Source organism: Brotocaccenecus cirricatena, from assembly GCF_020687045.1.
GTDB classification, from domain to species: Bacteria; Bacillota; Clostridia; order Oscillospirales; family Oscillospiraceae; genus Vescimonas; species Vescimonas cirricatena.
Genome location: NZ_JAJEPW010000006.1, coordinates 19557 through 32613 on the forward strand (window position 1 = coordinate 19557; position 13057 = coordinate 32613).

Genomic DNA, 13057 nt, shown 5'->3' on the forward strand with positions numbered 1-13057 from the left:
GTTATAGAGTTAACAGTCCCATAAAGGAGCGATTTATATGAGTGATACCCCCGGCTATGTGAAAAATCTGAAGAAGGAGTCGGTGGTGCAGAGCGTTATCAACTGCCTGACCGATGCCATGCGCAATAAGCAGCTCAAGCCCGGAGACCGCATTCCGCCGGAGCCGGATCTGGCCGCCTCCATGGGCGTGGCCCGCAGCTCCGTGCGGGAGGCCATCAAAATTCTCACCTATCTGGGCGTGCTGGAGAGCAAGCGCTCCGAGGGGACCTTCGTTTGCAGCGGCTTTCAGGAGAGCATGATCGACCCCATGATCTATGGCATGATCCTGAACCAGGACTCCTTTGACAACCTGATGGAGCTGCGCGAGATGGTAGAGGCCGGCATCATGCGCCTGGCCAGCGCCAAGTATAATGAGGAGGACGGCCGGGTGCTGGAGCAGCTCCTGGACCAGATGCGCGGCATCGTCCGCGGCGATGGCCAGGACAAGGTGGAGCGCTTTTTCGCCGTGGACAACCAGTTCCACGACATGGTGTCCCAGATGGGAAAGAACCCCCTGGCCGACAAGATCAGCCGGGTGGTGCGCACCCTGACCCACGCCGTCCGGTATGAAACGGTCAGCACCATGATCAACACCGGCCGGGGCGAGGAGCTGCTGGAGGCCCACAGCGACCTGTTCGAGACCCTGCGCAGCCGCCGCCAGGACAACGTGGAGGAGATCGTCCGGGCCACCTATTTCAAAGCGGCCCTGTATGGCCAGGAGAAGAACTGAATTCCATAAAAAAATCTCAAAGGGCCAAAGCCCTTTGAGATTTTTTTCTTATTCCGGCAGGCCCTGCCGCATTTCCCGACAGGCGGCGTTGGTGATGAATACCGAGCCCGGGCGCAGGGGGTCCAGGAAGGAGCCGTCCAGCCGGACGGCGACGCCTCCGGCCTCCTGGGCGATCAAAGACCCGGCGGCATAGTCCCAGGGAGACAGTCGGCACTCGAAGAAGATCTCCGCCCGGCCGCAGGCCACCATGCAGCAATCCAGGGCCGCCGAGGCAAACCGCCGGTAGTCCAGGCACCGGTCATACAGGTGCCGCAGGATGGCAAAGTGCCGGTCGGTATAGCTGCGGTCATAGATGGTGGAGCCGCAGGCCACAATGGCGTGGGCGGCATCCCGGGAGCTGGCGCGGATGGGCGCGCCGTTGAGGGTGGCCCCGCAGCCCCTTTGAGCGGCGAACAGCTCGCCCACAAAGGGGTTATACACCACGCCGTATTCCGTCTGTCCGTTGTGGACCAGGGCCACGGACACGCTGCTGCAATTCATGCGGCGGGTGAAATTGGTGGTGCCGTCGATGGGGTCCACCACAAAAATCCAGGGGTGGGTCAGAGCGGGCCGCTCCCCCTCCTCGCCGAAAAACTCCGCCTCCGGCAGCAGCTTCAACAGCTCCTGCCGTAGAAACACCTGCACGGCCTCGTCATATTGGGTCACCAGGTCCGCCGGGCCGTGCTTCTCCCGGGTGACGTTCTGAATGTCGTGGGCGGAGAGGACAATGTCCCCCGCCCGGCGCACAATGTCGATGATCTGCTCCAGCATACTTAGCTCCTTCTGACGATCTGCCCGGCCATGACGCCGGTGTATTGGCCGCCGTCGATGACCGGCTGTCCGGCCACCAGCACGGTGTCCAGCCCCTCCGCCATGCGGCAGGGGTCCTGATACGTCCCCGGCTCCCGCAGGTCCTCCGGGGCAAACACGTTGATATCCGCCTGGGCCCCGGGGGTCAGCACGCCCCGGTCCTTCATGCCCAGCACCGCCGCCGGGCGGCCCGTCATCTTGTGGATGGCCGCCTCCGGCGTCAGGTCCCCCCGCTCCCGGACGAACCGGGTCAGCAGGTGGACAAAGGTGCCGTATACCCGGGGATGGGGCTGGCCCTCCGTGGGATAGGTGGAGTCGGAGATCAGGTTGGAGAAGGGATCTTGCAGAATGGCGGCGATGTCCTCCTCGTGGGCCATGAAGTCGATCATGGTGATCTCCCCCTGCTCCCGCACCAGCAGGTCGCAGCAGCAGGTCAGGGGGTCCTGGCCGGTCAGCTCCGCGATCTGCTGCAGGCTCATGCCCTGATAGGGGTGATCCTCCGGGCAGTGGAGACTGGTGAGAAAAATGCCGTCCCAGCCCGCCAGCTTGGCGATGTCGTCAAAGCCATCGCCGCTTTCGATGCGCCGGGCCAGCAGCTTCCGCTGGTCCGGGTCCCCCAGGCGGCGGACAATGGCCTCCATGCCCCCGGCCAGAAACTCCGGCGGCAGGATGTGCAGCAGCTGGGTGGACCCGGCGGTGTAGGGATACACGTCGCAGGACAGGTCCAGCCCCTCCTGCCTGGCCCGGTCCAGCAGAGCCAGCACCTGGGGGATCTTGCGGTTCCAGTTGTCCCGGCCCATGGCCTTCAGGTGGGAGATATGCACCGGGGCCTTCAGGGCCCGGGCCACCTCCACCATCTCCCGGGCGGCCTCCACCACGCCGCCGCCCTCCTGGCGCATATGCACGGTGATGGGGATGCTCTGCCCCGCCAGCGGGGCCAGGGCCCGGATCAGCTCGTCGGTGGTATAGAAGCACTCCGGCGCATAGCCCAGGCCCAGGGACACGCCCAGGGCCCCGTCGGCCAAAGCCCCCTCCAGCCGCCGGTGAATGGCGGCGTAGTGCTCCGGCTCCAGGCGCTGCACCTGATACCCGGCCACGCTGGCCCGGACGGTACCGGCTCCCGCCAGCATCCCCGTGTGCAGTGGGGCTGCAGGCTGGGCGGCGAAATACTCCGCCAGGGTCTCCCGGGCCGCCTCCGGCGGCACCCGGCCGCAGATGGGCTCCAGATACGAGGTGATGGCCGGCAGGTTCTCCGGCCCCACCGGGGCGCAGGACAGGCCGCAGTTGCCGTTGACGATGGTGGTGAGCCCCTGGCGCAGCTCCAGCTCCCCGAAGCCGGGCCGGAAGGCCGCGGCGTCGGCGTGGCGGTGGATGTCGATAAAGCCCGGGGTCACCCACCTGCCCCGGGCGTCGATGACCCGGGCGGCCTGGGCCTGGGGCAGCGGCTCCACGGCGGCGATTCTGCCGCCGGACACCGCCACGTCCGCCTGGATGCCGGGGCGGCCGGCGCCGTCATAGACGGTTCCGCCCCGGATGATCAGATCAAACATGAGATTCCCTTCTTTTGCGCGATTATTTCTTCCCGCCCGCAGGCAGGGTCACGATGAATCGGGTGGAGCGCCGGTCGCTTTCGCAGCGGATGGTTCCCTTATGCTCCCGGACGATGGCCTGGGCGATGGACAGCCCCAGGCCGAAGCCCCCCTGGGTGCGGCTGCCGTCGGCCCGGTAAAACCGCTCGAACAGATGGGGCAGCACCTCCGGCGGAATCGGCGGACCGCCGTTTTCCACCGTCAGCACGGCCCTTCGCTCCGCCTGGGTCAGGGTCATGTGCACCCCGGCCCCCTGGGGGGCGTATTTGATGGCGTTGTCCAGCAGGACCCCCGCCACCTGCTGCAGCTGGTCCCGGCTACCGGTGACGGTGATGCCCTCGTCGATGTCATAGCTCAGCTGCCGCCCGGCCTCGAAGGCCACCGGCTCGAACCGCAGCGCCGTGTCCACCACGGCGTCGGACAGGTCCACCGGGACCATGGCAGCCTTCAGCCGCCCGTCGTCGGCCCGGGACAGGGTCAGCATATCCTCCACCAGCCGCTTCATCCGCCGGCCGGACCAGCGGATGTTGTCCACATACGGCTGCTGGTCCGGCTGGACCGCCGTCTGCTGCATCAGGTCCGCCGAGGACAGGATCACCGTCAGGGGTGTTTTCAGCTCATGGGACGCGTCGGACAAAAACCGCCGCTGCTGGTCCAAAGACCGGGCCACCGGCCGGGCGGCAAGGCCCGCCAGCAGATAGCTGCACCCCAGCAGCACCGCCAGGGCCGCTACGCCTACAATCAGGCACATTTTCACCACCGCCCGGAGGGTGGCGTCCTCCTGGGCGGCGTCGGTGAAGGCAATGCGGGTATACAGGGGGCCGTCGGCCCGGAGATACCGCAGATGATAGCTCCGCAGGATGCCGGAGGAATCCCCCTGCTCCAGGCAGGCGGTGACGATCTCCGCCATGGCATCCTGGTCATCCAGCTGGTAATAGCTGCTGCCGGACAGGCGCACGGTGCCGCTGGGGTACACGTCCGCCACAAAGCAGGGGGCGGCGGACCCCTCCCCGGGCAGGGAGGCGTCATACCGCCCGGTCTGGACCACCTGCATGAGCCGCTGGTTCACGGTGCGCTCCACGGCGGCCCGGCTGGACACCAGCACCCCCACGAACACCGCCAGCAGCACCGCCGTCACCATGGCCATGTTGATGGCCACGATCTTCCAGCGAAGGCGGCGGATCATGCCTCCACCTCCAGGAAATACCCCACCATCCGCCGGGTGCGGATGGACACGGCGGAGTGCAGATGGGCCAGCTTCCGCCGCAGGAAGCTGATATACACCTCCACGTTGTTGTCCTCGGCGTCGGAGTCATAGCCCCACACCTTCAGCAGCAGCTGCTCCTTGGGCACCACCCGGCCCTGGCTGCGCAGCAGCAGCTCCAGCATGTCGTATTCCCGGCGGCTCAGCCGCAGGGACCGCTCCCCGCAGGACAGCTGAAAGGTCCCCGGCTCCAGCCGCAGATCCCCGAAGGTGATGGCGTCGTCGGTCCGGGCGTCGCCGCCGCCCCGCCGCAGCAGGGAGCGCACGCAGGCCAGCAGCTCCTCCGGCTCAAAGGGCTTGGTGAGATAATAGTCCGCCCCGCAGTCCAGTCCCTGGACCCGGTCGGACAGGTCGCTGCGGGCCGTCAGCATCAGCACCGGCACGGCGTGGCCCCCGGTGCGCAGCTTCCGCAGCAGGGTGAACCCGTCCATCCCCGGCAGCATAGCGTCCAGCAGGATCAGGTCATACAGGTCCGTGGATGCATTGTCATAGCCGGACACGCCGTCGCTGCTGACGTCCACGGTGTAGCCCTGCCGCCGCAGCAGCTCCGCCAGGTTCCGGGCCAGGCGCTTTTCATCCTCGATCACAAGCAACCGCATGGAGCGCCTCCTTCTTTATGCCAGGCCCGTCTGGGCCAGGGCCAGCAGCGGGGCCAGGGCCTCCGCGCTCATCAGATAAATGGTGTCGTCATCGGAAACGGTGACGCAGTAGCCTGCACCCCGCTGACCGCCTACCATCAGGGTGAAGCTGTGCTGCACCCCGTTATGGGTATACTCCGCCGTCAGAACTGCACCCGGCTGGTCCAGCCCGCATAGGGCCGCTGCCCCGGCGCTGGGCCGCCAGTCCACACAGGCCGCCAGGTGCATATCCCCCAGCCAGGCAGTCAGGTCTGCCAGCTGATCCGTTACATCCCGGCCATCGGCGGTCCAGTCCCCCTCCGCAGGAGTCAGGGTAAAGCTGACGTCCCCGGCGGCAACGGTCAGGGACTGCACGTTCTCCGCCGTCAGCTGCGGAAGCTCCGGCAGGGCCATCATGTCATAGATGCTGCGGCCGATCTGGCTCAGCAGGTCCGGCACGGCGTACACCGTGGCCTCGGCCCCCTCCCGATAGACGTACACGCTGCCGTCGGACTCGCTGCCCAGGCGATAGGTGACGGACGTGTCCTGGCTGTCGGTGACGGTGACGTATTTGGTGGGGCTGTCCAGGCCGTAATCCGTCAGCTGGGCGGAGTTGGTGACCGGAGGCAGGTGCTCAATGCCCTGCACCGTCTCCAGCAGGGTCAGGGCATAGCTCTCGTCCAGGGGGAAGGTCTTGTCATCGGCCCACAGCCAGCGTCCGTTCTCCTCCCGGCTGAAGCGCAGGGTGGTGGAGCCGTTGCTGCACACCAGCCGCACTGGCACCGTCTCCTCCTCCTGGGGGACGTCCGGGTTCTCCGGCTGGGTGGGCTGCTCCTTTTGGCCGCAGCCCGCCAGGGCCAGCAGCATCAGCGCCAGCAGCAGGGCGCACAGGTTCCGTATCTTCATGGCAAATCTCCTTTGATCGTGTATCACCGCTCCAGGCCCAGCAGGGCCATAACGGCCTCCTCCCGGGCCCGCATCTGCTCCTTCATGGGTCCCTCGTCCAGGTGGTCATAGCCCAGCAGGTGCAGCACCGAGTGGGTCACTAAGTACGCCAGCTCCCGCCGCCGGGAGTGGCCGAACTCCTTGGCCTGGGCCGCCACCCGCTCCATGGACAGCACCATGTCCCCCAGGGGGATCAGTCCTGTGCCGGGGTCGGCGTCCTCCGGCCCCGGATGCTCCCCGGGGGCCAAGTCAAATTCCGGAAAGCTCAGCACGTCCGTGGGCCTGTCCACCTGCCGCATATCCAGGTTGATGCGGTGGATGCCCTCGTCGTCGGTCAGCAGCACGTCCACCTCGCAGGGGGCCGTGACCCCCTCCGCCGCCAGGGCTGTGCGGATGGTGCGGCGGATCAGGGCGCAGTTGGCATCGCCGGCGGCGCCGGGCACGTCGGCGGTAACGGGGATATAGTGGGTCTTTCTCATCTCTTTTTCTCCTCAAACCGGGCATAGGCCTCGATGATGCGCTGGACCATCACATGCCGCACCACGTCGGCCTTGCCCAGCTGGCAGATGGACACGCCCTCCACCCCCTTCAGGACCTTCATGGCCTCCTTCAGGCCGCTGGGCTTGTCCCCGGGCAGGTCGATCTGGGTAATGTCGCCGGTGATGACCACCCTGGAGCCGAAGCCCATGCGGGTCAGAAACATTTTCATCTGCTCCCGGCTGGTGTTCTGGGCCTCGTCCAGGATGATGAAGCTGTCGTCCAGGGTGCGGCCCCGCATATAGGCCAGGGGGGCCACCTCGATGTTGCCCCGCTCCAGGTATTTCTGGTACGTCTCAGCCCCCAGCATATCGAACAGGGCGTCGTACAGGGGCCTCAGATACGGGTCCACCTTGCTTTGCAGGTCGCCGGGCAGGAAGCCCAGCCGCTCTCCGGCCTCCACGGCGGGGCGGGTCAGGATGATGCGGTTGACCTGCTTGTCCCGGAAGGCGGCCACCGCCGCCGCCACTGCCAGATAGGTTTTGCCGGTGCCGGCAGGGCCCACGCCGATGGTGACGGTATCCTTCAGAATGGCGTCCACATACTGCTTCTGGCCGATGGTCTTGGGCTTCACCGGGCGGCCCTTGGACGTGATGCAGATCACGTCCTGGGTCAGCTCCCCGATGCGCTCGGACTGGCCGCTGCGGCACAGGCCCACCACATACCGCACGTGCTGCTCGCTGATGCTCTCGCCCTTGGCGGACAGGGTCAGCAGGGCCTGCACCGCCTTCTCCGCCAGCATCACGTTCTCCGGCTCACCGGAGATCACCAGCTCGCCGCCCCGGTTTACCACCGTTACCTGGAATTCCGATTCCAGCAGGCGAATATTTTCGTCAAAGGAGCCAAACAGATTGATGGCCTCCTCCATGCGCTCGATGCCGATGCGCTGTTCCATTGGGCATGCCTCCCTATTGTGTATCCAGATTGTATAGCCATATTTTTCAGTCGTCCGTCAGCGGGACCTCCCGGCCGATCTCCTCCAGGCACTCCGCCCGCAGGGTCACCAGCAGCCACGAGCCCTGCTCCACGGCGTCGATGCGGACGTTCTCCGCCGTGCCGGTATCTCCCAGCAGCTCCTCCAGCTGTCGGCGCAGCAGGGACTCCCCCTCGTCCCGGGCCTCCCGGGTGCTGCGGGGAACGTCCGTGGACGGGCCATAGGCCGTCACCGTCTCCGCCGCCACCGTGATGGGCAGGCGCAGGCCCCAGGGCAGGCACACGGGCCTATACTGGGTTATTTTATCACAGTCGCCCCCCAATGTGCTACCCTTTCCGTATAATTTTATCCGCTTTTTGCCGATATCCAGGGCATACCGGGTCCGGGAGGACAGGGGGACCCCCCTCTGCCGCACCGTCAGGGGCACCTGGGCCGTCAGCTCGTACCAGGTTCTGGCCCACACCCGGCCCATGCCGTGCTGCCACCGCAGCCCCCCGTTGTCCAGGTCCACCGCCCCGGAGATCAGCAGCTGTCCCTGGGTCACGGTGTCCCCGGGGACCACGGCGGCCTGGCCCCCCAGGGCCTCCACCCGGGTCACAAGCCCCGGCCGCCGGGCCACCACGTTGGCCGGGCCGTCCTCCACCATGTCCTGCCCCCGGACCCGCTCCACCACCTGCACCCGGGCCACGCAGCCCCGGACGTTCACCGCCAGCCACACCACGTCCTCCAGCTCCAGCAGCACATGGTTGCGCATGTCCTTCTGGTCGATGTCCAGGCTCCGGGTGCCGATGGTGATGCCGTAATCCTCCAATGCCCGTAAGACGGCCTCGTCCGGCACCGTCTCGTTGCCGCTGACCTGAAATTCCCAGATGGTGAAGTTCCCCTCCACCACCAGCAGCACCGTCAGCAGCGCCGCCGCCAGCAGCACATACCGCCGCCGCAGCCGCCTGGCCAGCAGGGGCGCCCCCTGCTCCCGCCGCACCGTGGCCGCGGCCCCCACCTGCTCCGCCGCCCGGCGCACCTGCGCCAGTCCCCGCCGGGTGGTGCGCAGGGTCAGCTCCACCGGCGAGAGCCACTGTACGTCCCAGAAGGGCACCTCCGCCCCAGCGCACAGGTTCACCACCCGCTCCGGGCAGCCGCTTTCGATATGGACCAGCACCTGGCCCCGCAGGAAGTTCACCGCCGCCTTATACATGGCCGCCTCCCGGCCGCAGCTCCACCGCGGCGATGCGGCCCCGCAGCCGCAGCTCCTCCTCCGTCATGGCCACCAGCTGCAGCTCCGTGCCGATCACCCGCACCGTCAGGCTCCCGCCGCCGATCTCCACGGTTTCCGTGCTGTAGGACAGCACCCCCCGGTGCCGGCACATGAAAAACTCCCGCTCGCCTATCAGCTCCATATGCGGCACCCCCGCCGGGATATCCCCCGGCAGGTCCAGCCGCTCCATGGCCGCCTGGCCCGCCCGGGTCAGCCACCCTCTCTCCATGCCGCGCCACCGCCTTTCTCCCGATTCCGTAAACCCTATGCGCGCCGCCGGAAAAACTTGCAAGTCCCACCGCCGGGGCGCATACAGTGGCCATGGAGGTGAGGGATATGAAGGGAAGGCTGGCGGCCTGGGCATGCCTGGCGGCTCTTGGGCTTCTGCTGGCCCGGTCGGCGGAAGCAGCCCAGGCCGTCCGGGATGGGCTGGCCCTGTGCGCCGGGTCGGTGATCCCGGCGCTGTTTCCATTTCTGGCGGTGTCGGGCCTGCTGACGGCACTGGACGCCGGGGCGTCCCCGGCTCTGGGTCCTCTGGCCCGGCTGCTGGGGTGCAGCCGGGCTGGAGCCAGGGCCTTTCTCCTGGGTCTTACGGGCAGCTATCCCGTGGGGGCCCGCACCGTGGCCCAGCTGTATCGCCGGGGCGGCATCTCCCGGCGGGAGGCCTGCCGCCTGCTGCTGTTTTCCAACAACTGCGGCCCGGCGTTTATCCTGGGGGTGGCGGGGCTGGGCTGCTTCGGCAGCCTTCGGGCCGGGGTGCTGCTGTGGGGGGTGCATATTCTGGCGGCGCTGGTCATAGCCCTGGCCCTGCCCCGGCAGGCGGCGGAACCGTCGGAACGTCCCGGCTCTGTCCCGGCCCGTCCCCCCCTTGTCCCGGCCCTGATCGCCGCCGTGCGGGACGCCGCCGGGACCATGGTGTACATCTGCGGCTTCGTGGTGTTCTTTCTGGTGCTGCTGCGGGTAATGGGCCGGGTCACGGGTCTGAGCCACCCGGTGCTGTCGGGAGCGGTGGAGCTGACCCAGGGGATCCTGGCCCTGCCCCATACCCGCCGGGGCTTCGTGTGGGCGGCGGGCCTGCTGGGCTGGGGCGGCCTGTCGGTCCACGGGCAGTCCGCCGCCGTGCTGTCCGGCACGGACCTGCCCATGGGGCCGTATCTGGCGGCCAAGGCCGCCCACGCCGCCGTGTCCGTCCTGCTGGCCTGGCCGGTGAGCATGTGCCTGTGAAAAAAGAACGCACCTGGCGGTGCGTTCTTTGAGGACAAAAGCCCTGCAGCCTGATTTGTCTGCTATGCACGGTTTATTATGACCGCTTGCAGATATCCGGCCTCTGCCTGTAAAGATACAGCGCCGTTTGCAGGGCCAGTCTTGCATCGCCCTCGGGCTGTCCGCCGGGAAGTATGCCCCACAGCTGATGCAGGCGATAGGCAACCGTGTTGTAGTGCAGGTGCATCAGCTGGGCCATCTGCCGCTGGTTGCCGAAGCAGACAAACCAGCATTCCAGCGTGTCCAGCAGTTCGCGCCGCCGCCCGGACTCCTGGCAAAAAATCGGCGCCAGGTGATCCCGGACATAGGAGGCAATGGCCGCCTCCGGCGAATCGCTGCCAATCATCCGCACCACCCCTGCCGGGTCATCCGTCAGGCAGGAAATCCCCTGCGCACGCGCCATTTGCAGCGCCGTGCGGGCGCTGTCATCGGCCCGGAGCAGCCCGCAGATTCCGGCATATGGCCGCCCGATGCCGCAGGAGCTTCTCTCCGGGCATCCGGCGGCGAATATCTTCGCTATACGGGAAAATCTCTCCTCTGCGGCAGGATCATCCCCACACGCCAGCAGGATCACCAACTCTCCATCCAGCACAGCGGCCCAGACCTGGACACCTGCCTGTCGGAAGCAGTGAACCGCCTCGTGCATCAGGCGGCGTTTTTCCGATGCGGCTGCCTCGATGTGCAGGCGCAGGATCATGTGTGGCTGTTCGGGGTTTATGTCCAGCTCCCGAGCCGTTTGCAGGGCGGCGCTGTCGGAAAGCGGAGCGCTCAGCAGCTGGGCAAGGCACAGCGCTTCTCTCCGTTCCTGCTCGGCCGGAATCTGCCGCCGGGCAATCTCCTGGGACACGGCGCTGGCCAGGTCCGAAAATCTCGCCTGTGCCGGAAGCGCGATCAGCGGAAGGGACAGCCGGTCTGCCGCCTCCACCAGCCCGGCAGGCATAACATCCGGCAGATATCTGCCGGCCTTAATGCAGACGCCGGACAGTCCGCAGCGTTCCGCCGTGGGCAGCAGAGCATCAACGGCCTGCTGATCCCCGGCAATGGAAAAGCCGGTGGTGATAAGCAGTTCACCGGCAGAGAGCCAGCGGGAATAGTCCGGCGTATCTGTCAGGTTGACTCCCCGCACAAGGCGGTCAAGTCCTGCATGGCCGCCGCAGACTCGACTGCAGCTGAAGCTCGGGAGCCTCAGAAGCTCCTCCACAGTGGGATATCGGTCAAAATGGCTCAAGTCCATAGCTGCTCCTTCTTCTGGTTCTCCTTTGTGATACCTTCACAAAGATATCGCAAAAGTTCCCGTCCATTCCACATAGCCGCCGCTTCCCGCCGAATGTATAATTCATGACATCCGGAAACGGAATCTATCAATAGGGAGGCGTCAACTATGACCCAGAATACTACAAAAAAGCCCGCCTGTAAAGAGGTCGGACAGCCGATGCAGGACCGCAGCCGCCTGCGGACGGACTCACGGCAGTGCGCCTTGGAGAAGCAGGAAGCGATCTCCGAGCATGCCCGGCGCTGTACAGATGCCGGACCGGCACAAGCCATGCGCTGCTATGGCTAAAGCTGCTGCGAGCCAGCCCGTGGGCCGACTCGCAGCAACAGATTTTTTGCGTATCGGGATGCTTTATCTTGCGTTATAGGCCCGGATGCCCAGGGCCAGCAGGTCCATGGCCCGCTCCAGGTCCTCCTGCTTGAGCACATAGGCGATGCGGATCTCGCTGCGGCCCCGGCCGGGGGTGGCATAGAAGGGCTCGCCCGGAGCGAACATCACGGTGTCGCCGTTGTCCTGGAACTCCTCCAGCAGCCAGCGCTGGAAGGTGTCGGCGTCGTCCACCGGCAGGTGGGCCATGACGTAGAACGCCCCCTTGGGACACTCGCAGATGACGCCGGGGATGGCCTGGAGCTTCTGCATCACCGTATCCCGGCGGCGCTTATACTCCTCCCGGACGGCGGCAAAATACTCCGGGCCCACGTCGTACAGGGCGGCGGAGGCCACCTGGTCCAGGGTGGGCACCGACAGGCGGCACTGGGCATACTTCATGGCGTGGGCCATCAGCTCCCGGTTCCGGGTGATCAGGCAGCCGATGCGGGCGCCGCAGGCGGAGAACCGTTTGGACACGGTGTCGATGACGATGACGTTTTCCGCCGCGTCCGCAAACTGACCCATGGACTGCAGAGGCTCCCCGGCGTAGACAAACTCCCGGTACGCCTCGTCGCCGATGATGAACAGGCCGTGCTCCTTGGCCACGTCCACCAGCATGCGCATTTCCTCCGGCGTCAGTACTACGCCGGTGGGATTGCCGGGGTTGGTGCAGACGATGGCCCGGGTGTGCTCATTGATCTCGGCCTCGATGCGGGCCCGGTCGGCATAGCGATAACCCTCATGGGGGCTGGTGGGAATGGGGTGGATGGACGCGCCGCAGGTGCACACCATGGTGTTGTAGTTGGGATAGAAGGGCTCGGGAATCAGGATCTCGTCGCCGTCGTCGAGAATGCAGTTGAAGGCGATCTGCAGGGCCTCGGAGCCGCCGTTGGTGATGAGAATATCCCCGGCGTCGAAGTGCATGTCCAGCTTGTCATAGTAATGCCGGATGGCGTCGATGAGCACCGGCATGCCGGGGGAGGGGGCATACTCCAGCACCGGCAGGTCAAAATGCCGCACGGCCTCGAAATACGCCTTGGGGGTCTCGATGTCCGGCTGGCCGATGTTCAGGTGATAGATCTTTCTGCCCTTGGCCTCCGCCGTCACGGCGTAGGGATGGAACTTCCGCATGGGGGACAGGCCGCATTTCTGGACCTTGCTGGAGAATTTCATATCAGGTGACCTCCTACACACTTTTAACAGAATTGGGTACCCTTTCTACCCTCCATCTTAGCGTATTTTCCGCAAAAGTCAACCTTGAGTTTTTATGGCGGGGAAAGTGCGTGAAAAAGCAAAAGGAGACGGGCCTCGGCCCGTCTCTTTTTGTTAAGACTGTAATATTGCAATTTCTTCACCGAACCCTGCCATCAATGAAAATCCACAAAGAATCTGA

14 protein-coding genes are annotated in these 13057 nt (G+C 65.9%); 3 read left to right on the top strand and 11 right to left on the bottom strand.

The window, feature by feature from the left end:
- Positions 1-37 precede the first annotated feature (37 nt).
- Complete coding sequence (locus tag LKD37_RS03350) at positions 38-769, top strand: FadR/GntR family transcriptional regulator (RefSeq protein WP_302927926.1); 732 nt, start codon at positions 38-40, stop codon at positions 767-769.
- A gap of 48 nt (positions 770-817) precedes the next feature.
- On the opposite strand, the gene LKD37_RS03355 is transcribed toward LKD37_RS03350, so the two are convergent.
- From LKD37_RS03355 to LKD37_RS03395, 9 genes are read right to left on the bottom strand one after another with little or no spacing between them, the layout of a single operon-like run.
- Complete coding sequence (locus LKD37_RS03355) at positions 818-1579, bottom strand: inositol monophosphatase family protein (protein ID WP_302927927.1); 762 nt, start codon at positions 1577-1579, stop codon at positions 818-820.
- A gap of 2 nt (positions 1580-1581) precedes the next feature.
- Positions 1582-3168: an N-acyl-D-amino-acid deacylase family protein gene (locus tag LKD37_RS03360; RefSeq protein WP_302927928.1), complete on the bottom strand. Its 1587-nt coding sequence runs from the start codon at positions 3166-3168 to the stop codon at positions 1582-1584.
- A 22-nt stretch (positions 3169-3190) separates the two neighbouring features.
- Complete coding sequence (locus tag LKD37_RS03365) at positions 3191-4393, bottom strand: sensor histidine kinase (RefSeq protein WP_302927929.1); 1203 nt, start codon at positions 4391-4393, stop codon at positions 3191-3193.
- Positions 4390-5070, bottom strand: coding sequence for a response regulator transcription factor (locus LKD37_RS03370; protein WP_302927930.1), 681 nt, complete (start codon positions 5068-5070; stop codon positions 4390-4392). Before LKD37_RS03370 ends, LKD37_RS03365 begins: the two co-directional genes overlap by 4 nt.
- A gap of 15 nt (positions 5071-5085) precedes the next feature.
- Positions 5086-5994 carry a DUF4340 domain-containing protein gene (locus tag LKD37_RS03375; protein ID WP_302927931.1) on the bottom strand — a complete coding sequence of 303 codons (909 nt, stop codon included), beginning with the start codon at positions 5992-5994 and terminating at the stop codon, positions 5086-5088.
- A 23-nt stretch (positions 5995-6017) separates the two neighbouring features.
- A complete protein-coding gene (ybeY, locus tag LKD37_RS03380; RefSeq protein WP_302927932.1) occupies positions 6018-6512 on the bottom strand; it encodes an rRNA maturation RNase YbeY in 495 nt (164 codons plus the stop codon).
- Positions 6509-7465, bottom strand: a complete 957-nt coding sequence (locus LKD37_RS03385) for a PhoH family protein (RefSeq protein ID WP_302927933.1) — start codon at positions 7463-7465, stop codon at positions 6509-6511. The genes ybeY and LKD37_RS03385 overlap by 4 nt, the downstream gene beginning before the upstream one ends.
- Positions 7466-7511: 46 nt before the next feature.
- Entirely contained in the window at positions 7512-8699 is a 1188-nt protein-coding gene (locus tag LKD37_RS03390; RefSeq protein WP_302927934.1) for a sporulation protein YqfD, read from the bottom strand.
- Positions 8692-8988, bottom strand: coding sequence for a YabP/YqfC family sporulation protein (locus LKD37_RS03395; RefSeq protein ID WP_302927935.1), 297 nt, complete (start codon positions 8986-8988; stop codon positions 8692-8694). Before LKD37_RS03395 ends, LKD37_RS03390 begins: the two co-directional genes overlap by 8 nt.
- Before the next feature lie 107 nt (positions 8989-9095).
- Between LKD37_RS03395 and LKD37_RS03400 the strand changes: the two genes are divergently transcribed.
- Positions 9096-9983, top strand: coding sequence for a sporulation protein (locus LKD37_RS03400; RefSeq protein WP_302927936.1), 888 nt, complete (start codon positions 9096-9098; stop codon positions 9981-9983).
- Positions 9984-10059: 76 nt separating this feature from the next.
- On the opposite strand, the gene LKD37_RS03405 is transcribed toward LKD37_RS03400, so the two are convergent.
- Positions 10060-11256 carry a PucR family transcriptional regulator gene (locus LKD37_RS03405; protein WP_302927937.1) on the bottom strand — a complete coding sequence of 399 codons (1197 nt, stop codon included), beginning with the start codon at positions 11254-11256 and terminating at the stop codon, positions 10060-10062.
- 147 nt (positions 11257-11403) lie between these two features.
- Between LKD37_RS03405 and LKD37_RS03410 the strand changes: the two genes are divergently transcribed.
- Positions 11404-11583, top strand: coding sequence for a hypothetical protein (locus LKD37_RS03410; RefSeq protein WP_302927938.1), 180 nt, complete (start codon positions 11404-11406; stop codon positions 11581-11583).
- Between the two features lie 63 nt (positions 11584-11646).
- Here the strand turns inward: LKD37_RS03410 and LKD37_RS03415 are convergent, their stop codons facing one another.
- Positions 11647-12837, bottom strand: a complete 1191-nt coding sequence (locus LKD37_RS03415) for a pyridoxal phosphate-dependent aminotransferase (protein ID WP_302927939.1) — start codon at positions 12835-12837, stop codon at positions 11647-11649.
- Between the last annotated feature and the right edge of the window lie 220 nt (positions 12838-13057).